The organism is Alphaproteobacteria bacterium (genome assembly GCA_041396705.1).
GTDB lineage: Bacteria > Pseudomonadota > Alphaproteobacteria > CALKHQ01 > CALKHQ01 > CALKHQ01.
Genome location: JAWKYB010000009.1, coordinates 175437 through 201387, shown reverse-complemented (window position 1 = coordinate 201387; position 25951 = coordinate 175437). Strand labels below are relative to the sequence as shown.

General features: G+C 71.6%; 26 protein-coding genes and 1 pseudogene. 13 read left to right on the top strand and 14 right to left on the bottom strand.

Annotated elements, in window-relative coordinates; translation table 11 throughout:
* Positions 1 to 322: 322 nt before the first annotated feature.
* From R3F55_14585 to R3F55_14575, 3 genes are all read right to left on the bottom strand, one after another.
* Positions 323 to 1141, bottom strand: coding sequence for a sterol desaturase family protein (locus tag R3F55_14585; protein ID MEZ5668637.1), 819 nt, complete (start codon positions 1139 to 1141; stop codon positions 323 to 325).
* Between the two features lie 7 nt (positions 1142 to 1148).
* Entirely contained in the window at positions 1149 to 1565 is a 417-nt protein-coding gene (locus tag R3F55_14580; GenBank protein MEZ5668636.1) for an EF-hand domain-containing protein, read from the bottom strand.
* 80 nt (positions 1566 to 1645) lie between these two features.
* Positions 1646 to 2167 carry a hypothetical protein gene (locus R3F55_14575; GenBank protein MEZ5668635.1) on the bottom strand — a complete coding sequence of 174 codons (522 nt, stop codon included), beginning with the start codon at positions 2165 to 2167 and terminating at the stop codon, positions 1646 to 1648.
* Between the two features lie 188 nt (positions 2168 to 2355).
* Here R3F55_14575 and R3F55_14570 point away from each other — a divergent pair, with 188 nt between their 5' ends.
* The 3 genes from R3F55_14570 to R3F55_14560 are packed head-to-tail and all read left to right on the top strand — an operon-like array spanning position 2356 to position 4425.
* Positions 2356 to 3072 carry a response regulator gene (locus R3F55_14570; protein ID MEZ5668634.1) on the top strand — a complete coding sequence of 239 codons (717 nt, stop codon included), beginning with the start codon at positions 2356 to 2358 and terminating at the stop codon, positions 3070 to 3072.
* Between the two features lies 1 nt (position 3073).
* Positions 3074 to 3586 (top strand): hypothetical protein, encoded by a 513-nt coding sequence (locus tag R3F55_14565; protein ID MEZ5668633.1) that lies wholly within the window; start codon positions 3074 to 3076, stop codon positions 3584 to 3586.
* Positions 3478 to 4425, top strand: a complete 948-nt coding sequence (locus R3F55_14560; GenBank protein MEZ5668632.1) for an ATP-binding protein — start codon at positions 3478 to 3480, stop codon at positions 4423 to 4425. The genes R3F55_14565 and R3F55_14560 overlap by 109 nt, the downstream gene beginning before the upstream one ends.
* A 15-nt stretch (positions 4426 to 4440) precedes the next feature.
* On the opposite strand, the gene R3F55_14555 is transcribed toward R3F55_14560, so the two are convergent.
* From R3F55_14555 to R3F55_14525, 7 genes and pseudogenes are all read right to left on the bottom strand, one after another.
* The gene (locus tag R3F55_14555; protein ID MEZ5668631.1) at positions 4441 to 5157 is read right to left on the bottom strand and encodes an alpha/beta hydrolase; all 717 of its coding nucleotides are present in this window, start codon (positions 5155 to 5157) and stop codon (positions 4441 to 4443) included.
* Between the two features lie 222 nt (positions 5158 to 5379).
* Positions 5380 to 6396, bottom strand: coding sequence for an aldo/keto reductase (locus R3F55_14550; GenBank protein ID MEZ5668630.1), 1017 nt, complete (start codon positions 6394 to 6396; stop codon positions 5380 to 5382).
* A 111-nt stretch (positions 6397 to 6507) separates the two neighbouring features.
* Entirely contained in the window at positions 6508 to 6933 is a 426-nt protein-coding gene (locus tag R3F55_14545) for an NUDIX hydrolase (GenBank protein MEZ5668629.1), read from the bottom strand.
* Positions 6930 to 7375: pseudogene (locus tag R3F55_14540) on the bottom strand (YbaK/EbsC family protein). The gene R3F55_14545 and the pseudogene R3F55_14540 overlap by 4 nt, the downstream one beginning before the upstream one ends.
* Positions 7376 to 7419: 44 nt before the next feature.
* On the bottom strand, positions 7420 to 8253 hold the full coding sequence (proC, locus tag R3F55_14535; GenBank protein MEZ5668628.1) for a pyrroline-5-carboxylate reductase: 834 nt from the start codon (positions 8251 to 8253) through the stop codon (positions 7420 to 7422).
* Positions 8254 to 8298: 45 nt separating this feature from the next.
* Complete coding sequence (locus tag R3F55_14530) at positions 8299 to 8802, bottom strand: YbjN domain-containing protein (protein ID MEZ5668627.1); 504 nt, start codon at positions 8800 to 8802, stop codon at positions 8299 to 8301.
* Positions 8803 to 9028: 226 nt separating this feature from the next.
* Positions 9029 to 10036 carry an ABC transporter permease subunit gene (locus R3F55_14525; protein MEZ5668626.1) on the bottom strand — a complete coding sequence of 336 codons (1008 nt, stop codon included), beginning with the start codon at positions 10034 to 10036 and terminating at the stop codon, positions 9029 to 9031.
* A gap of 155 nt (positions 10037 to 10191) precedes the next feature.
* On the opposite strand from R3F55_14525, the gene R3F55_14520 reads away from it, so the two are divergent.
* From R3F55_14520 to R3F55_14500, 5 genes are all read left to right on the top strand, one after another.
* Complete coding sequence (locus R3F55_14520; GenBank protein ID MEZ5668625.1) at positions 10192 to 11451, top strand: cytosine deaminase; 1260 nt, start codon at positions 10192 to 10194, stop codon at positions 11449 to 11451.
* Between the two features lie 86 nt (positions 11452 to 11537).
* Positions 11538 to 12518 (top strand): BMP family protein, encoded by a 981-nt coding sequence (locus tag R3F55_14515; protein ID MEZ5668624.1) that lies wholly within the window; start codon positions 11538 to 11540, stop codon positions 12516 to 12518.
* Positions 12519 to 12669: 151 nt separating this feature from the next.
* Entirely contained in the window at positions 12670 to 14226 is a 1557-nt protein-coding gene (locus R3F55_14510) for an ABC transporter ATP-binding protein (GenBank protein ID MEZ5668623.1), read from the top strand.
* Positions 14216 to 15313, top strand: a complete 1098-nt coding sequence (locus R3F55_14505; protein ID MEZ5668622.1) for an ABC transporter permease — start codon at positions 14216 to 14218, stop codon at positions 15311 to 15313. Before R3F55_14510 ends, R3F55_14505 begins: the two co-directional genes overlap by 11 nt.
* On the top strand, positions 15313 to 16260 hold the full coding sequence (locus tag R3F55_14500) for an ABC transporter permease (protein MEZ5668621.1): 948 nt from the start codon (positions 15313 to 15315) through the stop codon (positions 16258 to 16260). Before R3F55_14505 ends, R3F55_14500 begins: the two co-directional genes overlap by 1 nt.
* Here R3F55_14500 and R3F55_14495 read toward each other — a convergent pair whose 3' ends face one another.
* On the bottom strand, positions 16261 to 17094 hold the full coding sequence (locus R3F55_14495; GenBank protein MEZ5668620.1) for a phosphodiester glycosidase family protein: 834 nt from the start codon (positions 17092 to 17094) through the stop codon (positions 16261 to 16263).
* A 149-nt stretch (positions 17095 to 17243) separates the two neighbouring features.
* Here R3F55_14495 and R3F55_14490 point away from each other — a divergent pair, with 149 nt between their 5' ends.
* Positions 17244 to 18485 (top strand): amidohydrolase family protein, encoded by a 1242-nt coding sequence (locus R3F55_14490; GenBank protein ID MEZ5668619.1) that lies wholly within the window; start codon positions 17244 to 17246, stop codon positions 18483 to 18485.
* 5 nt (positions 18486 to 18490) lie between these two features.
* Positions 18491 to 19123: an Asp/Glu racemase gene (locus R3F55_14485; GenBank protein ID MEZ5668618.1), complete on the top strand. Its 633-nt coding sequence runs from the start codon at positions 18491 to 18493 to the stop codon at positions 19121 to 19123.
* Positions 19124 to 19169: 46 nt separating this feature from the next.
* Here R3F55_14485 and R3F55_14480 read toward each other — a convergent pair whose 3' ends face one another.
* Positions 19170 to 19745, bottom strand: coding sequence for a hypothetical protein (locus R3F55_14480; GenBank protein MEZ5668617.1), 576 nt, complete (start codon positions 19743 to 19745; stop codon positions 19170 to 19172).
* A 154-nt stretch (positions 19746 to 19899) separates the two neighbouring features.
* Entirely contained in the window at positions 19900 to 20823 is a 924-nt protein-coding gene (locus R3F55_14475) for an aspartate/glutamate racemase family protein (protein ID MEZ5668616.1), read from the bottom strand.
* On the opposite strand from R3F55_14475, the gene R3F55_14470 reads away from it, so the two are divergent.
* The gene (locus R3F55_14470; GenBank protein ID MEZ5668615.1) at positions 20797 to 22011 is read left to right on the top strand and encodes an FAD-binding oxidoreductase; all 1215 of its coding nucleotides are present in this window, start codon (positions 20797 to 20799) and stop codon (positions 22009 to 22011) included. The genes R3F55_14475 and R3F55_14470 overlap by 27 nt on opposite strands.
* 5 nt (positions 22012 to 22016) lie before the next feature.
* On the opposite strand, the gene R3F55_14465 is transcribed toward R3F55_14470, so the two are convergent.
* Positions 22017 to 22904, bottom strand: a complete 888-nt coding sequence (locus R3F55_14465; protein MEZ5668614.1) for a hypothetical protein — start codon at positions 22902 to 22904, stop codon at positions 22017 to 22019.
* A gap of 214 nt (positions 22905 to 23118) precedes the next feature.
* Here R3F55_14465 and R3F55_14460 point away from each other — a divergent pair, with 214 nt between their 5' ends.
* Together R3F55_14460 and R3F55_14455 are read left to right on the top strand one after the other, a co-directional pair.
* Positions 23119 to 24267 (top strand): trypsin-like peptidase domain-containing protein, encoded by a 1149-nt coding sequence (locus R3F55_14460; GenBank protein MEZ5668613.1) that lies wholly within the window; start codon positions 23119 to 23121, stop codon positions 24265 to 24267.
* A 299-nt stretch (positions 24268 to 24566) separates the two neighbouring features.
* Positions 24567 to 25949, top strand: a complete 1383-nt coding sequence (locus R3F55_14455) for a Do family serine endopeptidase (GenBank protein ID MEZ5668612.1) — start codon at positions 24567 to 24569, stop codon at positions 25947 to 25949.
* Positions 25950 to 25951: the final 2 nt, after the last annotated feature.

Sequence of the window (25951 nt, the reverse complement as noted above, 5' to 3'; positions counted from 1 at the left end):
CAGGCTGTCCGTCGTGTTGCCCGTCGCGGTGCCGCGGTGCGGCCCCGCCGGGGGAGAACCAGAGTGGACATCTAGATCAGTGGCGACAACAGAAATGTTACGGATTTATGTCAGTTAATGATCGCGCCGCCGAAACGTGCCCCACCCTTGCGGGCCGATGCGGCAAGTCCCAGAATCGCCCGATTGGCGGTGCCTAACGCTGCTGACGGAGGGACACCCATGTTCACGCTGACGATCGCACTGCCCGTGTTGCTCGGCCTGGTCAGCGGCGCACCCTGGTGGGTGATGCCCGTCCTGATGATCTGACCCGGCAGCCGCCGGGTCAGCGCGGCGGGCCGAACAACGTCGCGGCGACCTGGCGCGGCGAGCGGGCGCGCACCGCATCGCCGATCAGGTTGCGCCACTCGTGCAGGGCGATGACCACCGGGTTGCGCGAGCGCTGGCCGTGGACCAGGCCGTAGCGCGGCCGCTCTGCCGGCAGCTCCGCCTGGAACGTGCCGAACAGCCGGTCGAACACGATCAGCACGCCACCGTAGTTGCGGTCCAGATAGGCCGGGTTCGAGGCGTGGTGCACCCGGTGGTGCGACGGCGTGTTCAGCACCCATTCCAGCGGTCCCAGCCGGCCCACCGCCTCGGTGTGCAGCAGGAACTGGTACGACAGGTTGGCGCCGATCAGCGCCGCGATCACCGTCGGCGGGAAACCGGCCGCGACCAGCGGCAGGTACAGCAGCCAGCCGCCGGACAGCACATTGGTCCAGCCCAGCCGCGCCGCCGCCAGCAGGGTGAACTCCTCCGGCGTGTGGTGGACCGCATGGGTCGCCCACAGCCAGCGCACGCGGTGGCTGAACCGGTGGAACCAGTAGTAGGCGAACTCGACCAGCAGAAAGCCGCCCGCCCAGACCCGCCAGTCGTCGGCCGGCAGGGTGTGCGGCGCAAGGGCGGCGACGCCGGCGAAGGCGGCGGCGACGACGGCCGCGCCCGGCGCCTTCAGCACCGCGCCGATGACGGCCACGCCCAGCGTCGCGGCGGCCGCGCGGAAGTCGTAGCCGCGGCGCGCCGGCCACAGCCGCCACGCCATCTCGGCCAGGATCAGGCCGAGAAACAGCAGCAGCAGCGCCGGATATTGCGCGAGCCCCTGCACCGCAGCCTCACCTGCGCGCCGCCAGCGCGGCCTGCGCTGCCGCCAGTTCGTCGCCGGAGACGCGATCGTCGCCGTCGGCATCGATGCGGTCGAACAGCGGCGTCGGGCCCTTGGCGAGCTCTTCGGCGCTGATCCGCCCGTCGCCGTCGGCATCGAACAGCGCGATCATCTCCGCCAGCCGCTGGCCGCGCGCCGCAGCCGCTGCCGGCAGGTCGCCGCTGTCGACATAGCCGTCGCCGTTGCGGTCGAAGCGGCCGAAGGCGTCCATGCGGAACGCAATCACCTCCTGCCGGGTGACGAAGCCGTCGCCATCGGCGTCGGCCGCGGCCATGCCGTCGAGCAGGCGGCCCTCGCCGAAGGGCTGGGCCACTGCGGCGGCACTGGCGCCGGCCAGCAGCAGGCCGAGCATCGCTGCAACTCTCATCTGGTACTCCTGTGCGGATCGGGATGCCGGACCGCGCGCCGACGGCCGCGGCATCCCTGCCTCCGGGGGGAGGGTGGCGGTCAGCGGCGCGGACAGGCCACCACGTTGCCGGCGACATCGTAGCAGGTGCCGGTGTGAACGTAGCCGCCGTCCGAGCTGTAGCTGCTCGACCCGACATAGCTGCCGTTGGCCCCTGACAACGTTGTCGTACGGCCGCCGGCCCAGCCACCGGCGGCGTTGCGGGTGAAGCCGCCCTGGCTCGCGATCCAGCCGCCGTTCGGCCCCTGGGCGGCGAATCCGCTGCCATGGGTGACGTTGCCGTTGCCGTCGAAGGCGGTGCCGCCGGCGCGGCAGGCCCAGCCGCCGTTGCCGGTGGCGCAGCCGCGGCTGCCGAACACGCCGCCGCCCTGGCCGTCGGTGGCGAAGCCGCGCCCGCCGAACAGCTGGCCGCCGTTCGGCCCGGTCCAGTTGTGGATCGTGCCGGCGCTGATGCCGCCCGCGCCGTTCTGGCGCCAGCCCGACAGCCGGCCGTCGGCCTGGGCGTCGAAGGCGGTCGCGGTCATGGCCACGAACAGTGCGGCGGTGAAGGCGGCGACTTTCATGATCATCTCCCATCGTCGGCGGGCGGCCCCGCGCCGGCCCGATGGACCCAAGCTAGGCGGCGGATGCAAGCGGCCGATGTCGCCGCCGTCTCGTTGCGTAAGATCGTGTTGCAGCGCGCGCCCCCGGCGTTACACAGCGTTACGCGCCCAAACGGACACGCAATCGACCGGAGCCTAGGATGGCCGCCATGACCGCCACGCCGCTCGTCGCCGTCGTCGAGGACGACCCGGAGATCCGCGCCCTTTCCGCCGCGCTGTTCGCGCGCGAGGGGTTCGACGTGGCCGCCTGCGCCAACGCCGCAGAGTTGGACGCCCTGCTGGCCCGGCGCCGCCCGGCGCTGATCGTGCTCGACGTGATGATGCCGGGCGAGGACGGGCTCTCGGTCTGCCGGCGGCTGGCGGCGGCGAACGGCCCGCCGATCATCCTGGTCACCGCGCGCGGCGAGGACATCGACCGCATCGTCGGGCTGGAGATCGGCGCCGACGACTATCTGCCGAAGCCGTTCCACCCGCGCGAGCTGATCGCCCGCGCCCGCGCCGTGCTGCGCCGGACCGCGCCGGCCGGCGACGAGCGGACGCCGACGGGCGAGATCTACGACTTCGCCGGCTGGACCTTCAACAGCGCCGCGCGCAGCCTGACCGACCCGGCCGGTGCCGCGGTCGAGCTGTCGGCCGGCGACTACGAGCTGCTGCTCGCCCTGGTCACCCACCCGCAGCGTGTGCTCAGCCGCGATTTCCTGATGGACTGGACCAAGGGCCGCGACGCCACGCCGATGGACCGCTCGGTCGACGTCGCCCTGTCGCGACTGCGCCGCAAGCTGGGCGACGACCCGGCCGCGCCGCAGCTGATCCGCACCGTGCGCAACGGCGGCTACCTGTTCGCGGCGACGGTGCAGCGGCGCTGAGATGGGACCGCTGGCCAACACCCTGTTCGTGCGGCTGGCGGCGCTGCTGCTGATCGGCTTCGTGCTGTTCAACCTGGCGATGGCGCTGGCGCTGTTCGCGCCGTTCGGCCGCGAGCGGGCTGAGCTTTACCGCTATCCGCTCGCCCGCCAGGCGGCGGCGATCGTGACGCTGTACGAGGCGACCCCCGGTCGGACGGCCGCTGCTGCTGGACGCGCTCAACTCGCGCGCGCTGTCGGTCTCGGCGGTCGCGCAGCTGCCGGCGCTGGACGAGCCCGGGCTGCTGTCCGCCGCGATCGCCGATTTCCTCGCCGACTATTCCGACGCTCGCCGGCCGCGACCTGCGCGTCGAGCTGCGCCGCCGCGGCGCGGCGGATCGCGCCGCCGCCGGCGGCGACGATGCCGAGATGGTGCCGGCGCGCCTGTTCATCGGTCTCGACGCCGGCGGCTACCTGGTGCTGGAGCCGGCGCGCGGCGCGCTGTTCGACGCCTTTCTCGCCCGCGGGCTGGCGCTGACCGGCGTCGCCGGCGTGCTGGTGATCGTCGGCCTGTATTTCGCCGTCCGCCGCACCGCGCGCCCGATCGCGCGGCTGGCCGACCATGCCCGCGGCCTGGCCGACCGGCTCGACGCGCCGGCGCTGGAGGAGAAGGGGCCGCGCGAGCTGCGCCAGCTGGCCCACGCGCTGAACCAGATGCAGGCGCGCATCCGCTCGCTGGTCGACGAGCGCACCCGGCTGCTGGCCGCCACCACCCACGACCTGCGCACCTATCTGACCCGGATGCGGCTGCGCACCGAGTTCATCGCCGACGACGACCAGCGGGCACGGGCCGAGCGCGACATCGACGAGATGGAGACGCTGGTCGCCGACACCCTGCTATTCGCCCGGACCAGCAGCGGCCACGGCGACCCCGACGCATGCTGCGACCTCGGCGCCGAGCTCGATGCGCTGATCGCGGCCCGCGTCGAGCTCGGCCAGCCGGTCGCGCTGGCCGGCGCGCGTCCGCAGGGCGCGCTGGCACGGATCGAGCCGCTGGCGCTGCGCCGCATCCTCGCCAACCTGGTCGAGAACGCGCTGCGCTATGGCGGCAACGCGCGCGTCGCCGCGATCCCGGAGGCGGACGCCTGGACGATCGCGGTCGACGACGACGGCCCCGGCATTCCCGAGGCCGACCTGGAACGGGTGATGGCGCCGTTCGAACGGATGGAGCCGTCGCGCGGCCGATCGAGCGGCGGCGCCGGCCTCGGCCTTGCCATCGCCCGGGCGCTGGCCGCGGGTCACGGCGGCAGCCTGACGCTGACCAACCGGCCCGAGGGCGGCCTGTGCGCCAGCCTGCGCGTGCTGCGCGCCGGCTGAGCGCGCCGCGGCGCGCTATCCGGCCAGGAACTTCACCACGCTGGCGTTGAAGCGCTGCGGGTTCTCGATGAACATGAAGTGCCCGCCGCCGTCGGCCTCCTCGTAGATGTCGGCGGTGGCGCCGGGGATCTGGGCAGCGATCCAGCGCTGCGATTCGGCGGTGAAGATCGAGACGGTGCCGCCGACCACCAGCGTCGGCACGCGGATGCGGCCGATGGCGTCGCGCCAGTCGTTGTGCAGGTGGTTGAATTGCAGGTCGGCCGCATATTGCCGCGGCATCTTCAGATTCTGGCCGACGATGAAGTCGAAGGTCGCCGGGTCGAAGCCGGCGGTGAACATGCGCCGCAAGAAGGCCGGCGTGTCGGCCTCGGCGGTCGGGCTGGTCAGCGTGGCGTAAAGCTGGTAGGCGCCCTCCGGCGTCGGGAACAGCACGCCGTAGTCCCTGATCTGCTGGGCGGTCCAGCCCGGCTTGGCGATGGCGCAGGGCGCCTGGTCGACCACGACCAGGCCGGAGACGCGGCCATAGCCGAACAGCTCATGGTAGCACCAGGCGATCGAGCTGCCCATCGAGTGGCCGAGCAGCACCACGTCCTCCAGGTCGAGCGCGGTCAGCATGTCGTGCAGGTCGGTCGCCAGGCGCGCGATCTTGTAGCCGTGGTCCGGCTTGTCGGATTCGCCGTGGCCGCGCATGTCGACCGCCAGCACCCGCGCCGCCTGGGCCAGCGCCGGAATGTTCTCGCGGAAACACGGCCGCGGTCTGCGACCAGCCGGGAATCATCACCAGCGGCCGCCCGCTGCCCGCCTCGATGTAGCGCAGCGTGACGCCGTCGTTGGTCTTCACTTCCTTGCGTGTGGCAAGATCGACCGCCATCCTTTCCTCCCTCCCCAGAGTGTCGCCGATTTTCGTCGTTCCGCGCCGTTCTTAGCCTCGCAACGGCGACCGAAAGCCTTCGCTCAGCCCGGCACCGGCGCGTCGGCCCGCACCAGGCCTTCGTGCTTCAGTTCGGCCCACAGGTCGGCAGGGATCGGGAACGCCATCAGGTTGGCGTTGCGCTGCACCTCGTAGGGCGTGACGGCGCCTGGAATCAGCGCCGACATCGCCGGATGGGCGAGCGGGAACTGCAGCGCCGCCGCGGCCAGCGGCACGCCGTGGCGCTGGCAGACCGCCTGGATGCGGCTGACCCGATCGAGAATCTCGGGCGTGGCGTCGACGTAGTTGTACTTGGCGCCGGGGATCGCGCCGGTGGCCAGGATGCCGGAGTTGTAGGGGCCGCCCAGCATGATGCCGATGTTCTTCTCGACGCACAGCGGCAGGAAGTCGTCGAGCGCGCCCTGCTCCAGCAGCGTGTAGCGGCCGGCAAGCAGGAAGCAGTCGAAGTCGCCGTCGCGGGCGAAGCGGGCGCAGACGTCGGCCTCGTTGACGCCGACGCCGATGGCGCGGACCGTGCCGTCGTCGCGCATCTTGCGCGCCGCCCGGTACGAGCCCTCCATCGCCTCGCGGTAGCGCTGTTCGTAGCCGTCGCCGTGAGTCCAGACGTCGACGTCGTGGATCAGCAGCACGTCGATGCGCGGGATGCCGAGGCGCATCATCGACTGCTCGACCTCGCGGAACGCGCCGTCGTAGCTGTAGTCGTAGACCGTGGCGAAGCCGATGCTGTGCTGCCACTGGCCCATGTCGATCTTGCCCGGCTCGCCCGGCGCCAGATAGCGGCCGATCTTGGTCGACAGCACGAAGCTGTCGCGCGGCTTCTGCCGCAGCACGGCGCCGAGGCGCAGCTCGCTGAGCCCATGGCCGTAGAGCGGAGCGGTGTCGTAGAGCCGGACGCCGAGGTCGTAGGCGCGCTGCACGGTCGCCCGGCAGACGTCCTCGTCGAGCACCTCGTAGACGCTGCCCAGCGGCGCCGCGCCGAAGCCGAGCGCAGTGACCTCCACGTCGGTCGCGCCCAGGCGACGCCGATCGGTCGGCTGCATGTCCATTCCCCCCCTCGGTCGATTGTTCGGCCACGGCCGTGGCGCGTTGCCGTCACTGTGGCCGGTCGCTTGGCGTCCGGCAACGGCGAAGGTGCCGCAGCGGCCGGGCGGTCAGGTCCGCTGCAGCCGGGCGAAGGCCAGGTCGATGGCGCGGACGGTCTCCGACCACAGGCCCAGCGCCGGCAGGCCGTCGCGCGCGATCCATGCCGCCGCCGCCGCGTCGTCGCCGGCCACCGGCTCGCCCGCGGTCCAGCGGGCGACGAAATCGACCAGCGTGAAGTGATAGGTGATCGCGCCGTCGGGGCCGCGGCCGATGCCGTCGAACACGTCGATCAGGTCGACCAGCTCGATCTCGACGCCGGTCTCCTCGCGCACCTCGCGCACGGCGGTCTCGCGCACCGTCTCGCCCCAGTCCTGGCGGCCGCCGGGCAGCGACCAGCTGCCCTTGTTCGGCGGCTTGCCGCGCCGGATCAGCAGCACATCGTCGCCCTTGATCACCACCACACCGACGCCGCAGACCGGCGCAAGCTCGGTCATGGTCTCTTGGCCACGTCGGCCACGGTGCCGCCGGTCAGCGCGACCAGCGCCGTCGGCTTCAGCCGGAACACGGCGTTGGGCGTGCCGGCCGCGGCCCAGATCTCGTCGAATGCCATCAGGTCGCGGTCGATCAGCGTCACCGGCGGCGTCAGGTGGCCGACCGGCGGCACCCGCCGATGGCGAAGCCGGTGCGCGCCCGCACGAAGTCGGCGTCGGCCCGGCCGACCGGCTCGCCGAGCAGGGCGGACACCGCCTTCTCGTCCACCCGGTTCACGCCGCTGGCGACGACCAGCACCGGCCGGTCGCTGGCCTTGGCGCGGAAAACCAGCGACTTGGCGATCTGGGCGACCGTGGTGCCGATTGCCGCGGCCGCCTCCTCGGCGGTGCGCGTGGTGTCGGCGAAGCGTACCACCTTGTGGTCGCCGCCGGCGGCGTCGAGCACCGCCTGCACGCGCGCCGCGCTGCCGGCCAGCGCCTCCGGGTCGGTCACCCGCCCAGTTCCCGGCCGCGCCGCGTCGCCGCCTCGACCGCCTCGCGCAGCAGCGCGGCCATGCCGTCGCCGTCGCGCATCAGCACACCCAGCGCAGCCGCGGTGGTGCCGCCGGGACTGGTGACGTTGCGGCGCAGCTGGTCCGCCGGCTCGACCGCCCGCTCGGCCAGCGCCCCGGCGCCGGCCACGGTGACGCGGGCGAGCTGGGCGGCGAGCGCCGGCGCCAGCCCGACCGCCTCGCCGGCCGCGGCCAGCGTCTCGATCAGCAGGAACACATAGGCCGGGCCGCTGCCGGACACCGCGGTGACCGCGTCCATCAACCCCTCGTCGTCGACCCAGGCGACCTGGCCCACGGCGGCCATCAGCGCCTCGGCCAGCGCGCGGCGCGGGCCGTCGACGGCGGCATTGGCGACCAGCACGCTCATGCCGTGGCCGATCGCCGCCGGCGTGTTCGGCATGGCGCGCAGCACCGGCGCGTCGGCGCCGAAATAGCCTTCGAACGTCGCGATCCGGGTGCCGGCGGCGATGGACAGCGCGCCCGCCCCGCCGGCTACGATGTCGGCATAGGCAGGCGCCACAGTCGCCATCGCCTGCGGCTTGACCGCGAACACCACGATGTCGGGCCGGAAAGCGACGGGTATCGCGGCGCGGTCGTCGACGCAGCGGACGCCAGCCTGCACGGCCCAGGCCAGCGCGTCGCGCGCCGGCTCGACCACACAGGCGTGGGCGGGGCGCAGGCCGCGGTCAAGCCAGCCGCGCAGCAGGGCGCCGCCCATCTTGCCGCAACCGACCAGCAGGATGCGGGCGGACTCAAGCGATGCGTCGGTCATGCCGGCAGCGTGGCGCGAATCGGGCGGTCCGGCAAGGGGCGCCGGTCAGGCCTCGCCGACCGTCTCCAGCAGCGAGGCCTCGATCGCCGCCTTCGGGTCCTTGCCGCCCCAGATGACGAACTGGAAGGCCGGGTAGAAGCGCTCGCACTCGACCAGCGCGATATCGATCAGGTCCTCGACCTGCTCCGCGCTCGGTCCCTTGGCGCCGCGCAGCAGGATCGCATGGCGGAACAGCACCATGCCGTCCTCGTCGCTGGCGTCGAAATGGCCGATCCACAGCCGCTCGTTGACGATGGACAGCAGCTCGTGCACCGCGGCCCTGCGCGCCTTCGGCACCTTCATGTCGAATGCCGCGCTGAACTGCATCACGCTGAGTTCGTCGCACCAGCCGAAGTAGATCCGGTAGTCGCACCACTGGCCGGTCACCTCGATCGCCAGTTCGTCGTCGCCCTGGCGGTGGTGCGGCCATTCATTGGCGGCGACCAGCTCCTCGACCAGGTCTATCGGGTTGGGCATGGATTCGGTTGCGAACTCGGCGATTGTCCCCATCGTCTGGAACCCTCCTTGCCTTCGTCCGGCCGGTAAGGCGTGCGGCCACGCCCGGCAACAAGATGTAGCGGTGCAACGCGACATGTAGTGGGACGACGCGACGCGGGCACTACACTGAGCAACCTATGGAACGCGGAATCGCGCCGCAAGCGCAGAGTGGCCGGCACCGGCGAAAAATCGGTGGATTACGTTGGAGCCCGGCGCGGGCGCCCCGGCGGCCGGCCGCTCAGCTGCGCCGCACCCGCGGGTTGATCACCCCATAGAGAATGTCGACGGCAAGGTTGACCAGAATCACCGTCACCGCGATCAGCAGGATGCCGCCCTGCACCACCGGATAGTCGCGGCGCCCGATCGCCTCCACCATCCACTTGCCGATGCCGGGCCAGGCGAAGATGGTCTCGGTCAGAATCGCCCCGGTCAGCAGCACGCTGACCTGCAGGCCGATCACCGTGACCACCGGGATCAGCGCGTTGCGCAGCGCGTGCAGGCCGACCACACGGCCGGGGCCGAGGCCCTTGGCGCGCGCGGTGCGCACATAGTCCTCGTTCAGCACCTCCAGCATCGACGAGCGGGTCATCCGCGCGATCACCGCCAGCGGAATGGTGCCGAGCACGATCGACGGCAGCACCAGGTGATGCGCCGCCGACCAGAAGGCGTCGGTGTCGCCGGCGAGCAGGCTGTCGATCAGCAGGAAGCCGGTCACCGGCTCCACCCAGTAGAGCACGTCGATGCGGCTGGACACCGGCGTCAGCCCCCAGGTCACCGAGAACAGCCACATCAGCAGCAGCGCCCACCAGAAGATCGGCATGGAATAGCCGGTCAATGCCGCGCCCATCGTGGTGTGGTCCAGGAAGGAACCGCGCCGCACCGCGGCAAGCACGCCGATCGGGATGCCGACGACGACCGCGAGGCCGATGGCGAACACCGACAGCTCGACCGTTGCCGGGAACAGCTCGAAGAACTCGGACAACACCGGCTGCCGGGTCTTGATCGAGGTGCCGAGGTCGCCCTGCAGCACCAGGCCGATGAAGCGGAAATACTGCTCGACCAGCGGCCGGTCGAAGCCGTAGCGGGCCATCATCTCGGCATGGCGCTCGGGGTTCAGGCCGCGTTCGCCGGCCATCAACATCACCGGGTCGCCCGGGATCAGGTGAATGATCGAGAAGGCGAAGGTGGTGACGCCGAGGAAGGTGACGGCCAGGATCAGGGCGCGGATGGTCGTGGTGCGCAGCATGGCTACGACACTGCACCAACCGCGCGGCGTTGCCCAGCCCCAGGCGCCGGGCCGGCGTCGCGCCGCGACCCGAGGTTTGGCCCGAAATTCGCATTTGTTCGCTGCCGGGATTGCTGACAATCTGGAGGCAGGGCGAGACGGGGGACGCTGGCACCATGCTCGACACGATCGTTCGCGGCGCCAATCTGCAGGACGGCCGCACCGGCATCGACATCGGCTGCAAGGACGGCCGGATCGTCGAGGTCGCGCCGCGCATCGCGGCCGAAGCTGCGGACGAGATCGACGCCGCCGGGCGCCTGGTCGTGCCGCCCTTCGTCGACTGCCACCTCCACCTCGACGCCGTGCTGACCCACGGCAACCCGCGGATCAACGAAAGCGGCGAGCTGTACGAGGGCATCGACCTGTGGGCCGACCTGAAGGCGACGCTGACCCCCGACGACTACAAGCGCCGCGCCATCGACTATTGCCACTGGGCGATCGCCCAGGGCACGCTCGCAATCCGCGCCCATGTCGACACCTGCGACCCGCGGCTCGCCCAGGTCGAGGCGCTGATCGAGGTGCGCGACGCGATGCGCCCCTATATCGACCTGCAGCTGGTCGCCTTCCCGCAGGACGGGTACTACCGCTACGACGGCGGGGTCGACCTGCTGCGCCGCGCGGTCGACATGGGGATGGACGCGGTCGGCGGCATTCCGGACTTCGAGCTGACCGCCGGCCTCGGCAACGAGTCGGTGCGGGAGCTGGCCGAGCTCGCGGTCGACAGGGGCCTGCTGGTCGACATGCACACCGACCAGACGCTGGACCCGCAGTCGCGCCAGATCGAGGCGCTGACCTGGCAGACCAGGCGGCTGAAGCTGGGCTCGCGCGCCAGCGCCAGCCACTGCACCTCGCTGACCATGTTCCACGACAACTACGCGGCCAAGCTGATCGCGCAGATCGCCGATGCCGGCCTCAATGTGATCGTCAGCCCGATGACCAGCGCCACCTGCCTGAAGACGATGACGCGGGTGGCCGAGCTGTGGGACGCCGGCGTCAACATCGGCTTCGGCCAGGACTGCGTGATGGACCCGTGGTACGCCTTCGGCAAGGAGGACATGCTCGACGTCGCCCACATGGCGATCCATTTCGGGCGCCTGCTCAGCGAGCGGCGCAAGGCGCAGGTGTTCGACGGCATCACCTATGGCGGCGCACGGGCGCTGAGCCTGGACGGCTACGGGCTGGAGCCCGGCTGCCGCGCCGACATGGTGGTGCTGCAGGCGGCGACGCCGATGGAGGCGGTGCGGCTGAAGGCGACCCGGCTGCGCGTTGTCCGCGCCGGCCGCACCATCGCGCGCAGCGAACCGCGCGTCGCATCGGTGACGCTCGGCAACGACACCCGCACGGTCGACTTCTCGGCCGAGAGCGTGCGCCACTGAGCGGCCAGGCGGAGCAGATCGGCCGGCCGCGCCCGACCGCGAACGAACCAAACACAACGGCAACCAGAGGGAGCTTCCGAATGACCATGAGACTGATTCTCGCCGCCGGCACCGCGCTGACACTGACCGCGGCCGTGGCACAGGCCCAGGACCCGATCCACGTCGCCGCGATCTACACGGTGCCGGTCGAGCAGCAGTGGGTCAGCCGCATCCACAAGGCGATGCAGGAGGCCGAGGCGCGCGGCGAGATCACCTACGAATGGGCCGAGAACGTCGCCCAGACCGACAACGAGCGCGTGGTGCGCGAATATGCCGAGGGCGGCGCCGACCTGATCGTCGGCGAGGCATTCTCGTGGGAACGCGCGGCCCGCACCGTCGCGGCCGACTATCCCGACACCGCCTTCCTGATGGGCTCCAGCTTCGGGCCCAGCGGCGAGAATTTCGCCGTGTTCGACAACTGGATCCACGAGCCGTCCTATCTGACCGGGATGATCGCCGGCGCGATGACCCAGTCGAACAAGATCGGCATGGTCGGCGGCTATCCGATCCCGGAGGTCAACCGGCTGATGCACGCCTTTCTCGACGGCGCCTGCTCGGTCAACCCGGACATCGAGTATCTGGTGACCTTCATCGGCAGCTGGTACGACCCGCCGAAGGCGAAGGAGGCCGCCTTCGCCATGATCGATGCCGGCGCCGACCTGATGTACGCCGAGCGCTACGGCGTGTCCGACGCGGCCAAGGAGCGCGGCGTGCTGGCGATCGGCAACGTGATCGACACCGCTGCGGAATATCCCGGCACGGTGCTGGCCAGCGCGCTGTGGCACTTCGAGCCGACGGCGGACAGGGCGATCGCCGCGGTGGCCGGCGGCAGCTTCGAGCCGGCCGACTACGGCCAGTACAGCTACATGGCCTATGGCGGCGGCTCGATCGTGTACGACGATGGCCTGGTCCCGGCCGACGTCGCCGGCGCGATGCAGGCGACCCAGCAGGACATCATGGACGGACTGTTCCGGGTCAACGTCAACGACTCCGCCCCGAAGTCCGGCACCTGCGCCGAGCGCGGCTAGGGTCCGCCCGCAAGGCCCGGTGCGGCGATGGCGGCGCGGCCTCCAGTGCTCACACGTCGTGCCCGGCCCCGTGCCGGGCGTCCCCTTCCGGGCACGCAGCCCCGGCGGGAGATCCCCGGGACAGACCCGGGGATGACGTGCTGAGGTGATTATGCCGGTGGGCGGCGCCGCCGCCGTCGTCCTGCGACTGACCGGCGTCAGCAAGCGCTTCGGCCCGGTGATCGCCAACGACGCCATCGACCTGGTCCTGCACCGGGGCGAGGTGCTGGCGCTGCTGGGCGAGAACGGCGCCGGCAAGACCACGCTGATGAGCATCCTGTTCGGCCACTATGTGGCCGACATCGGAACCGTGGACTATGCCGCGGCCGACGGCACGCTGGTACCGCTGCGCGCCGGCTCGCCGGCCGCGGCGCTGGAGGCCGGCATCGGCATGGTCCACCAGCACTTCACCCTGGCCGACAATCTGAGCGCCTTCGACAACATCACGCTCGGCTCGGAGCCGCTGTGGCGCGCCCGCCGGGCGGTCCGGGCGGCGCGCGCGAAGCTGCAGGGCCTGATGGAGGGCTCGGGCCTGACCGTCGACCTCGACGTGCCGGTGGCGCGGCTGTCGGTCGGCGAGCGGCAGCGGGTGGAGATCCTGAAGGCGCTCTATCGCGATGCCCGCATCCTGATCCTCGACGAGCCGACCGCGGTGCTGACCCCGCAGGAGGCCGACCAGCTGTTCGCCATCCTGCGCCGGCTGCTCGCCGACGGCCTGGCGGTCATCTTCATCTCCCACAAGCTGGGCGAGGTGCTGGCGATCAGCGACCGGGTGATGGTTATGCGGCGCGGCCGCGTAGTCGCCGAGACGCCGACGCGCGAGGCCGATGCGCCGCGCCTTGCCGGCCTGATGGTCGGCGAGGCGGTCGCCGAACCGAAGCGGACGCCGCAGCCGCCGCAGGCGCCGGTGCTGGAGATCGAGCGTGTCAGCCTGCGCTCCGGCGACGGCCGCACCGCCCTGGAAGACGCCACGCTGACCGTCCACGGCGGCGAGATCGTCGGCATTGCCGGCGTATCCGGCAACGGCCAGGCGGCGCTGTCGGAGCTGGTCAGCGGTCTGGGCAGGCCGGCGGCCGGCAGCGTGCGCCTGAACGGCGCGCCCGCTCCGGTCGGCCGGCCCGGCGCGACCACCCGGGCGGGCGTCGGCCGGATACCGGAGGACCGGCATCGCGACGGCGCCATCGCCGACATGACGCTGTGGGAGAACGCGATCATCGAGCAGCACGCCCAGCCGCGTTTCGGCCGGCTGGGCATCCTGCGCCGGCGCGAGGCGCTGCGCCACGCCGACCGGCTGATCGTCGACTACGACATCCGCTGCCCCGGCCCGCATGTGCGCACCGGCCTGCTGTCCGGCGGCAACATGCAGAAGCTGATCCTGGGCCGGGTGATGGCGGTGTCGCCGCGGCTGGTGCTGGCCAACCAGCCGACGCGGGGGCTGGACGTCGGCGCGGTCGCCTACGTCCACGGCCAGCTGTTGGCGGCGCGAGCGCGGGGCGGCGCGGTGCTGCTGATCTCCGAGGACCTCGACGAGCTGATGCAGCTGTCGGACCGGATCGCCGTGATCTACCGCGGCAGGCTGACCGCGGCGCGCGCCACCGAGACGCTCACGCGCACGGCGCTGGGCCTGATGATGGCCGGCCGCGGCGACGGGGCAGCCGATGCGGCTTGAGCCGAGGGACCAGGCGCCGCTGGCGCTGACCGTGCTGGCGCCGGTCGCCGCCGCCTTCGCCGCGCTGGTCGTGGCCGCGGTGCCGCTGGCCTGGGCCGGCGCCGACATCGGCCGCGCCTTCGGCCTGATGATCGAGGGCTCCGTCGGCAACAGCCTGGCGCTGACGGAGACTCTGACCCGTGCCGCGCCGCTGATCCTGACCGGGCTGGCCGCCGCAGTCGCCTTCCGCGCCAAGCTGTGGAACATCGGCGCCGAGGGCCAGCTCTACATGGGCGCGCTCGCCGCCATCGCGGTGTCGATGGCGGTGGCGCCGGCCGACCCGTTCGCGGAGATGGACCCGGACTCGCTGGGTGCCGCGGGCTGGTTCATGATCCCGGCCACTCTGATCGCCGGCGCGGTCGCCGGCGCGCTGATGATGCTGGGACCGACGATTCTGAAGCTCAACCTCGGCGTCGACGAGGTGGTCACCACCCTGCTGATGAACTTCGTCGTCCTGCTGTTCCTCGGCTGGATGCTGGAAGGGCCGATGCAGGACCCGATGGGCATGGGCTGGCCGCAGACCATCCCGGTCGCCGACGCCGGCGTGCTGCCCAAGCTGGTGCCGCGCACGCGGCTGCATGTCGGCCTGCTGATCGGGCTGGTGATCGCCGTGCTGACCTGGCTTGCCATCGCCCATACGGTGTGGGGCTACCGGGTTCGAGCGGTCGGCCTGAACCCGCGCGCGGCCGCCTTCGCCGGCATCCCGGTCTGGCGGACCATGCTGACCGTCGGCGCCTTCTCCGGCGCGCTGGCCGGTCTGGCCGGCGCGGTCGAGGTGGCGGGTTCGAAGGGCTATGTCACCAGCGACCTGTCGCCCGGCTTCGGCTACACCGGCATCGTGGTGGCGATGCTGGCGCAGCTCAGCCCGCTGGGCGTCGTGCTGTCGGCGCTGTTCCTGTCCGCCGTGTTCGTCGGCGCCGATTCGATGAGCCGGGAGCTCAGCGTATCGAGCTACCTGGCCAACTTCGTCGTCGCCAGCGCGCTGCTGACCATGCTGATCGCCGGCCTGTTCACCCGGTTCCGGCTGCGCTTCGGGCAGGCCGGCTGATGGAAGCCGCGCTCGACATCCTGGTTTCTGCCAGCTTCTGGGCGGCGGCGGTGCGCATCGCCACGCCGCTGATCCTGGGCACGCTGGGCGAGCTGGTCTGCGAGCGCGCCGGCGTGCTCAACCTCGGCATCGAGGGCATTTTCACCGCCGGCGCCATGGTCGGCTGGCTCGCCGTCTATTTCGGCGCCAGCCTGTGGGTCGGTGTCGGCTGCGCCGCGCTGATCGGCGTCGCCTTCGGCCTGCTGCATGGCTGGCTGACGGTGCCGCTGGCGCTGTCGCAGCACGTGTCCGGCATCGGCGTCACCCTGATGGCGACCAGCCTGACCTATTTCACCTACCGCATGATCCTGCCCGACGTGACCAGCCCGCCGCGGATCGAGGCGTTCCAGCCGGTGCTTGGCATCGACCTGGACACCGCCGACCCGGCCTGGCGCTGGCTGGCGATCCTGGACCAGACGCCACTGACCTATCTCGCCTTCGCCGCCGTCGCCGTGGTTGCCTATGTGCTGTACCGGACCCCGCTGGGGCTGGCCGTGCGCGCGGTCGGCGAGAACCCGGCCGCTGCCGAGTCCCAGGGCATCGACGTGATCGCGATGCGCATGGGCGCGGTCGCCGCCGGCAGCGCGCTGATGGCGGTCGGCGGGGCGTTCCTGACGATGTCGGCCTTCAACGCCTTCTTCTTCGAGATGGTCGCCGGCCGCGGCTGGATCTGCATCGCCCTGGTGGTGTTCGCTTCCTGGCGGCCCGGCAAGGCGTTGCTCGGCGCCCTGCTGTTCGGGGCCTTCGACGCCTTCCAGGTGCGCCTGCAGCAGATCGTGCCCGACGTGCCCTACCAGCTGTTCCTGATGATGCCCTACGTGCTCAGCATCGTCGCGCTGATCGTGATGTCGCGCCGCGCCGGCTATCCCCAGGCCCTGCTGGTGCCCTACCGCAAGGGCGAGCGGTAGCTACCGCACGACGATACAGACGACGTTCGGCACGTAGCGTTCCAGCAATGCGCCCCAGAAGCGGTCGCCGTCGCGGAGGTAGAGGTGCGCGCTGGGGCCGCCGTCGAGGTTGATGGCGCGGTCGATCGCGGCGCCGGACGGCAGACGGATCGCGGCGATGTAGTCGGCGAACTGCTTCAGGGTCAGCCCGGTGCCCCAGCCGCTGCCGGCCGGGCCGAACACGCCGACCAGCACCAGGCTGCCGTCGTCGGCGATGCCGAACGCGACCCGGTCCCAGCGGTCGGACTGGTCGGCGATGCCGTCGTTCGCGTTGCCGGACACCAGGATCGGCTTGACCTGCAGCGCCTGGGCCAGGCCGGCACGTGCGTCCGCGTCGAGGTCGCGCCAGGAGCGGATCGCCGTGTCGCCGTCGGCATCGACGACGATGGCGCCGCCGACCCGCCAATCCAGCCAGGGCGACGCCTCCACCGAATCGGCGACCGTCAGCCCCAGCGGGTACGGCCCGCTGCCCTCGTCGCGGCCGAAATAGCCGCCGATGATGACCGCGGGCGCGTCGGTGCAGGCGCCGGCACCGAACAGCGCGCGCATGTCGACCCGCGCGTCGACCGGCACCACGCGCAGGCTGAAGCCGGCGGCGGGGAAGGCGGCGACTACCGCGTTCAGCGCCAGGTCGTCCCGGTTCCACAACGGCGCGGCCGCCGTGCAGGCCTGGGCGCCGCCGGCCATCGGCGCGCAGGCCAGGGCGAGCAAATTCGCCAGCGGATCGGCGGCGGGCTGCGCACGCGCCGGTACAACTAGCGCCGCGGCAAGCGCCAAGGTCGATGCCGTCGCCATCCGCCCTCCCGTCATCGCCAAGTCCTCCCGCCATCCCTGTCGGTCCCGATCCCAACATGACTGCACGACACGCCGCGACAGGGAAAGCAGTGGGCGAAGGCGGCGCCGACCGGGTAACGTGGGGTCGAACCAACACGTGGGGACCGCCGATGGACCTGATTCTGCGCAATGCCAACCTCAGCGACGGCCGAGCCGGCCGCGACGTGGGCATCCAGGGCGGGCGCATCGCGGCGATCGAGCCCCATCTCGACGTGGAAGCGGCCGACGAGATCGACGCGACCGGCTGCCTGGTCTCGCCGCCGTTCGTCGACGCCCATTTCCACATGGACGCCACCCTGACGCTCGGCATGCCGCGGCGCAACAAGTCCGGCACGCTGCTGGAGGGCATCGCGCTGTGGGGCGAGCTCAAGCCGCACCTGACCGTCGAGGCGGTGGCCGAGCGCGCGCTGGACTATTGCCGGCTGGCGGTGAGCCAGGGCCTGCTCGCCATCCGCACCCATGTCGACGTGTGCGACGACCGGCTGATTGCGGTCGAGGCGCTGCTGGAGGTGCGCCGCAAGGTGGCCCCGTTCATCGACCTGCAGCTGGTCGCCTTCCCGCAGGACGGGCTTTACCGTTCGCCGGACGCCGAGGCCAACCTGGTCCGCGCGCTGGACATGGGGGTCGACGTCGTCGGCGGCATCCCGCATTTCGAGCGGACGATGGAGGACGGCCGGCGTTCGGTGGCGCGGCTGTGCGAGATCGCGGCCGAGCGCGGCCTGCTGGTCGACATGCACTGCGACGAGACCGACGACCCCAACTCGCGCCACATCGAGACGCTGGCTTACGAGACGCAGCGGCTGGGCCTGCAGGGCCGGGCCAACGGCTCGCACCTGACCTCGATGCACTCGATGGACAACTACTACGTCTCCAAGCTGATCCCGCTGATGGCGGAGGCGCAGGTCTCGGCCATCGCCAACCCGCTGATCAACATCACCATCCAGGGCCGGCACGACACCTATCCCAAACGCCGCGGCATGACCCGGGTGCCCGAGCTGATGGCCGCCGGCGTCACCGTCGGCTTCGGGCAGGACTGCTGCATGGACCCGTGGTACAGCCTGGGCAACGCCGACATGCTGTCGGTGGCGCACATGGGCCTGCACGTCGGCCAGATGACCGCGGTCGACGAGATGGATGCCTGCTTCGACGCGGTGACGGTCAACCCGGCGAAGATCATGCACCTGGACGACTACGGCCTGGCGCCGGGCAAGGCAGCCGACCTGGTGCTGCTGCAAGCCGAAAGCCGGTTCCACGCGCTGCGCAGGAACCCGGCCCGGCTGGCGGTGATCCGCCGCGGCCGGATCGTCGCCCGCACCGCGAAGGTGGAGCCCGCGGTCACGGTCGACTTCTAGACCGCATGCGCGACCGGCTGGCTTTCCTGCACACGGCGCGCTCCAACGCCGACCTGTTCGAGGCGCTGATCGGCGACCGACCGCTGCGCCGCCGCCACGTGGTGCGCGACGACCTGCGCGACCGTGCGCTGACTGGCGCAGGCCTGACCGCGCCGGTCCGGGCCGAGACGAAGGCGGCGCTGCGCGCGCTGGCGGACATATCGGACGCGGTGGTGCTGACCTGCTCGACGCTCGGCCCCGCAGCAGACGACCTGGCGAACCTGCCGGTGTTGCGGATCGATCGGGCGCTGGCGAATGCCGCGGTCGCCGACGGCGGACGCGTCGGCGTGCTCTATGCCGCACCGACCACGCGCGATGCCACCGCGCGCCTGTTCGCCGAGGCGGCGGCCGCGACCGGCGCGACGGTGACGCTGGAGCCGGTGCCGCGGGCCTGGGACCTGTTCATGCGCGGCGACACGCACGCCTATGCGCGCTCGATCGCCGATGCAGCCGACGATGCGGCGGCGCGCTTCGACGTCGTCGCGCTGGCGCAATGCTCGATGGCGCCGGCCGCCGCGCTCTGCGGGGGCAGGCCGCCGCTGACCAGCCTGCACCTCGGCCTCGAGGCCGCGTTGGCGCTGGCCGGTCGCGCCGGCTGACGGCGGCGCCCGCCGGCCGCGGACGCCGCCGGTTTCGCACCGGGTCCTACTTGCCCTTGTTGCCGAACAGCGAGCTGCCGCCCGTGGTCGACGGCGTCTCCGGCTCGTCCTGGGCCTGCGGTTCGGGATTGGTGTGGCGCCCCGGCACACCCTGCGGCTCGGGTTCCGGCGCGAAGGCGGCGTCCAGTACGTCCGCCGGGTCGAACTGGCATTCCTGCGCGATCCGCAGATAGCCCTCGCGGAACCCGGCCAGCGGATAGACGTACTCGTCGGCGGCATTCGGCCTGTTCTGCGGCCAGATCGCGATGGTCATGCTCTGGCCATTGGCCATCGCCTGCAGCAGCGCGATGTCGTCCTCATCGGCGACATAGCCGACCTGCCCGTCGACCGTATACATGTCGAACGTGGTCGACCCGTCGACCACCACGCTGCCGACCCCGCCCTGCGGCACGCCGCCGTTGGGCGAGAACTGCAGATAGCCCGGGAACACGAACACCCAGGCGCCCTCCTGCGGGCGGTTCTCCGCGCTGCTGTCGACAGAGCAGTTCATGGAGCCCTCGCTCCAGGGAAAGGTGGTGGCCTCCCAGGTGTCGTACCAGCCCAGGCTGGTTTCCTGGGCCAAGGCCATGCCGCAAGACAGAGTCGCCGCGACCGTGGCGGCAGCTAACACGCAACGCATCATTCGGTTTCCTTCAGGAACTGGTGTGCCTAGTCAACCTAGGTGCATCGGGGCGACCCCGGGGGCTCATGCACCCGCCTTGTCCGACGCGGCAGTCTTAGCGAATCGCCATCCCCGGCGCCACCGATTCCGGCAGTTCCGGGCCGTGCCGAGACGAAGTGCCCCGCTGCTCCACAGTCAGGTCCGCGTCGATCATGGCCGTGATGTCGAACAACGGCACGCCCAACGTCAGGGCTATCGCATCCCTGTAGGGTACAAGGTTGGTGCATTCGAGCACGGCCGCGGCCATGTCCGGTGCGGCTGCCTTCAGCGATTCCGCGGCAGCCACCGCGTCGGCGCGGGCTGCATCGGGGTCGAACCACGTCCGGTCCCCGGCGATTGCCGGGTGCAGGCACGTGCCGGCCTCGATGCCGCGGACGGCCACCGGGCCGGCCTCGACGCCGAAATGGTGCGCCCCCAGCTTGCGGGCATCGAAGGTCAGGATGCCGATGGTCGCGTCGGCGCCGACCGACCGCCGGATCGCCGGCAGCCGGACCAGCGCCGAGGCAATCACCGGGCACAGCACCGCGGCTTCCAGGCGCGCCTGCAAGATGCCCAGGAAACCGCACGACGTCGCGATCAGGTCGGCACCGGCCGCGTGCAGGTCGGCCGCCGCCGCGACGATCGCATCGGCCAGCCCGGCGTCCGGCGCTTCCGCGACGACCGCCCGGGCCACCGTGGCGTGCGGCACCCGCCGATAGTCGACGGCGATGCCGGGAAAGGTGGCGGGATTGCCGATATCGCCAGGAAGCCGCGGGAAGCGCGTGTCGAGCATCACCACGCCCAGCCGCGGCGGGCCGGCAGGGACGGACGGGCCGGTTGCGGGGCTTGACACGTCGGGCGGCCTCCGCTGCGCTCGCAGCCGGCGCAGCTTCGTTCCGGACAGTCGATCAGCATCATGGCAGCAGTCAATCCCGCGCGGGCGGGCGCAAGCATCGCGGTGCTCGGCGCCGGCATGGTTGGGCTCGCGACCGCGATCCACCTGCAGCGGCGCGGCTTTGCCGTCACCCTGGTCGATCGCGGCCCGCCCGGCGGCGAGACCTCGTTCGGCAATGCCGGGGTGATCGGCCGCGGCTCGATCCTGCCGGTGGCAACCCCCGGCGTACGGCGCAAGGCCTGGCGCTACCTGCTCAACCGCGACCCGGCGGTGCGGGTCGATCATGCCGCGCTGCCGGCACTGCTGCCGTGGCTGCGGCGGTTCCTGGCCTGCGCCGACGCCCGGACCATGACCCGCAACGCGGCGCCGCTGAACACGCTGTGCGCCGCAGCCCTGGCCGCCCACGAGGACCTGATCGCGGAGGCCGGCGCCGGCGGCCTGTTACGCCGCAACGGCTATCTCACCGCCTACCGCACCGCGGCGCGGTTCGCCGCGGACGCGCCGGCGCGCGCGATCCTGGCCGCGCACGGAGTGGCCATGGACCTGCTCGACGCCGCCGATGTCGCCGCCATCGAGCCGCATCTGGCGCCGGTTTTCCGTCACGCGGTGCTCGCGGTCGGCAGCGCCTCCGTCAGCGACCCCGGCGCGCTGTGCGCGGCATATCATCGGCTGTACCTGGCCCGCGGCGGCACCGGCCTGCGTTTCACAGTGCAGGCGCTGTTACCGGCGGGCGACGGCTGGCGCGTCGCCACCGACGGGCCGACGCTCGTGGCCGACCGTGTGGTGGTGGCGTTGGGCCCCTGGTCGGCCGACCTGTTGCGGCCGCTGGGCCTGCGGCTGCCGCTCGGGGTCGAGCGCGGCTATCACACCCATCGGCGGCCGCTCGGCAATGCGGTGCTGGGCCGGCCGGTGTTCGACGCGGAAAGCGGCTATGTGCTGGCGCCGATGGACGCCGGCATCCGCATCACCAGCGGCACCGAGCTAGCCCGCCGCGACGCACCGTCGACGCCGCGCCAACTGGCGCGCGTGCTGCCGGTGGCGCATGCGACCTTTCCGATGGAGCAGCGGGCCCTGGCGGACGGCGACGTCTGGCGCGGAGCCCGGCCGTCGTTCCCCGACTCCCTGCCTGTCATCGGGCCCGCGCCCGGACGGCCCGGGCTATGGCTCGCCTTCGGGCACGGCCATATCGGCTTCAGCACCGGGCCTGCGACCGGCCGGGCCGTCGCCGCGGCGATCGCCGGCGCGGCGCCCGAGTTCGACCTGGCGCCGTTCTCGGCCGCACGCTGGCTGTAGCAGGCTCAGACCGTCGGCACGCTGCACTCGTCCGGCAGCGAGACCGGCAGGTCGCCTTCCTCGCCGGCGGCGCCGGGCCCGCCCTCGATATAGGGCAGTCCCTCGTTGAGACGCTGGTAGAGTTCCGCCGCCATCTCCGCGCCCAGCCCCTCGGCGAAATCGAGGCCGGTCTCGCTCAGCGCCTCGGGCTCCTGCAGCAGCAGCATGCCGCGGTTCCACTGGAACTGGGCGTCGAAGCTGCGGCCGAGCTGCCAGTAGACGTCGCCGAGGTGGATGCGCAATTCCGGATGCCCCGGCTCCAGCGTCACCGCCTCGCAGATCGGGTCGACCGCCTCGGCGAACCGGCCCATCTGGTAGTAGACCCAGCCGAGGGTGTCGAGGTAGCTCGACTCCTCCGGTACCTGGCGCACCACGTCCTGCATGGTGGACAGCGCCTCTTCCAGGTTGCGGCGGTCGAGCGCCCAGATATAGGCGAGGTTGTTGCGCGCCATCAGGTTGCCGTACTGGGCGGCCTGCGCATACCAGTACTCGGCGAGATCGAGGTCGCGCGGGTGGCCGAGGCCGAGGTCGATGTGGTAGCCGAGGTTGACCATCGCCTGGTCGTTGCCCTGCAACGCCGACTGCTCGAGCCACTGCACCGCCGCGGCGCGGTCCTGGATCACGCCCAGGCCGTCGGACAACAGCAGCGCCAGGCCGTATTGCGCATCGGCGTCGCCCGCCTGCGCTTCCGGCAGGAACATCTGATAGGCGGTGTCGTAGTCGCCGTTGTCGAACGCGATCCAGCCGGTGGCCGTGTCGGCAAGGGCGGGATGCGTCAGTGCGGCGGCGGCCAGCGCGGCCGCACCCGCGAGGCCGAGGGCGCGCGCGCGCCCGCTCGCCTGAGGTTCGCTCATGTCCATGCTGCCTTTCAGTCTCCCAGCTGCGACCGTGTCACGCAATTGGGGCGCGACAATGGCGGACGGCGGCGCTGGCTGCAATCATCGCCCGGAAGGGCGCCGGGCGCAGCTTGCGAATTCTCCACGCTTGAACGGCGCCCGCCAATGAATACGTTGAACGGCGATTCTGCCCGGCGGCGCGTGGTTCCGGGTAACGGGAGGCGCGGTGACGATGGCGCACAACGAACTGCAACCGGCGAACGGCGAGGCCAGGTTCCGCCGTCCGCTGGCCGCGGCGGCCCGTTTCGGTGCGCTGCTGGCCGCGGCGTTGGCGGCAGCCTGCCAGACCGCGCCGCAACAGCGCGCCGCAGGCGAACCGGCGAGCCCGGGCCCGCGCGAGGCGATCCTGACGCTGGCGCCGATGCTGGAGCGGGTGACGCCGGCGGTGGTCAACATCTCCGTCGAGGCGGTGACCGAGGCCGAGCTGCCGCCGGTGCTGCAGGACCCGCAGGTGCGCCGCTTCTTCGGCATCCCCGACGACCTGCCGGAGCAGCGCGAGATGAGCGTCGGCTCCGGCGTGATCTTCGACGCCGGCGCCGGCTATGTGGTGACCAACGCCCATGTGGTGGCCGGGGCCGACCACATCTGGGTGACGCTGAAGGACGGGCGCGTATTCGACGCCGTCCCGATCGGCGCCGACCCGCAGACCGACCTGGCGGTGCTGCAGATCGACGCCGGCAGCCTGCAGGCGCTGCCCTTCGCCGATTCCGACGAGGTGCGCGTCGGCGACTACGCCTTCGCCATCGGCAACCCGTTCGGACTGGGCCAGTCGGTGTCGAACGGCATCGTCAGCGGGTTGGGCCGGGCCGGGCTGATCCGCGACGGCTATGAGGATTTCATCCAGACCGACGCACCGATCAACCCGGGCAATTCCGGCGGTGCGCTGGTCAATTCGCGCGGCGACCTGATCGGCATCAATTCGGCGATCCTTTCGCGCACCGGCGGCAACATCGGCATCGGCTTCGCGATTCCCAGCAACATCGCCGCCAACGTGGTGTCGCAGCTGATCGACGCCGGCACCGTCGAACGCGGCCAGCTGGGCATCGTGGTGACCGACATCGACCAGGAACTGATCGCCGAGCTCGACCTCGACGTCTATCGCGGCGCGGTGGTCACCGACGTCCGTCCCGGCTCCGCCGCCGCGGACGCCCCCCTGGCGGTCGGCGACGTGATCACCGGGGTCAACGGGCACAGCGTCGACAGTGCGGCGGCGCTGCGCAGCCGCATCGGGCTGATGCACGTCGGCGATCAAGTGAATTTGACCGTGATCCGGCAGGGGCGCGAGACACGGGTCTCGACGCGGCTGAGCCCGCCCTCCTAGACTTCCCGCCACGGTGCGCCGTTGCTTGGCGCAGGAAAGACCGGGCCGAAGCCCGGCGACGGCGTCACGCGGCCGGGGTAGCGGATCGGGGACGCCGGCGCACAGGCGCCGCCAGCAGGCAGCAGCCGGACGCACGACGCGCGCGCGACGCGGGCGATCCTAACAGGTGGTTCACGAGCATTGGGCCGAGGGCCGTTAAGGTGCGGGGCAGCAAGGGGGAATGCGTCACGCGTACGCGCCGGGGGGCGCCGTCGGCGACGCGCCGTCAGCCAGCCATGCATAGCCACAGGGAGCGAACAATGTCGACTCGCCGCGCCCTCATCGTCGTCTGCTGCCTGTTGCTGGCGGCGGTCGGCGGCGCGCGCGCACAACAGCCATTCGTCGCCGAGCGCGACGGCGTGCCGACGCTGGCGCCGCTGTTGGCCGGGGTGACGCCGGCTGTGGTCAACATCTCGGTCATCTCGCGGGCGCCGCTGGAACAGAACCCGCTGTTCCGCGACCCATTCTTCCGCCGCTTCTTCGACACGCCCGGCTTTCCGAGGATCGGGCCCGGTGCGGGACGACCCAGCGTGGCGGTCGGCTCCGGCGTGATCGTCGATGCGGATGCCGGCCTGGTTCTGACCAACCACCACGTCGTCGCCAACGGCGTGGAGATCTCGGTGACCCTGAAGGACGGCCGGACGCTGGCCGCCGAGCTGGTCGGCAGCGACCCGCCCACCGACATCGCGGTCCTGCGGATACCGTCCGACGGCCTGAGCGCGCTCGCCTTCGGCGACTCGGATTCGCTGCAGGTGGGCGACTATGTGCTGGCGATCGGCAACCCGTTCGGACTGGGCCAGACAGTGACCTCCGGCATCGTCAGCGCGCTGGGCCGCACCGGCATCAGCAACCAGGGCTACGAGGACTTCATCCAGACCGACGCGTCGATCAACCCCGGCAATTCCGGCGGCGCGCTGATCGACCTGCATGGCGCACTGATCGGCATCAACACCTCGATCATCGGCCCGTCGGGGGGCAACGTCGGTATCGGTTTTGCCGTGCCCAGCCGCATCGCCAGTTCGGTGATGGACCAGATCGTCGCCTATGGCGAAGTGCGCCGCGGGCGCCTGGGCATCGCCTACCAGGACGTGACGCCGGATCTGGCGGAGCTGCTGGGCATGCCGCAGGCGTTGGGCGTGGTGGTGACCCGGGTGGAGCAAGGCTCGGTCGCCGACCAGGCCGGCCTCGTCACCGGCGACGTCATCGTGGAGATCAACGGGCGGCCGATCCGCGATTCGATGGACCTGCACAACCGGGTCGGCCTGGCCCCGGTCGACGCCGCGATCACCATCGGCATCATCCGCGACGGCGCGCGGATGGACGTGGAGGCCGAGCTGGTCGGGCTGGCCGAGGGCCCGATCGACGCGGGCCAGCGCTTCGACGCGCTGCCCGGAGCGACCTTCCACGACATCCTGCCGGGCATGGCACTGTACGGACGGATTGCCGGCGTGCTGGTCGGCGCGGTCGAACCGGGCAGCGGCGCAAGCCGGCTGGGCCTCGAGGAAGGCGACGTCATCGTCGGCGTGAACCAGCGCGACATCGCGTCGCTGGCCGACCTGGCGAGCGCGCTGGAGGACGTCGGCCGGTCGTTGGCGCTGACGATCCGGCGCGGCGGCGGCACCGTGTTCCTGTTCATCGGCTAGAC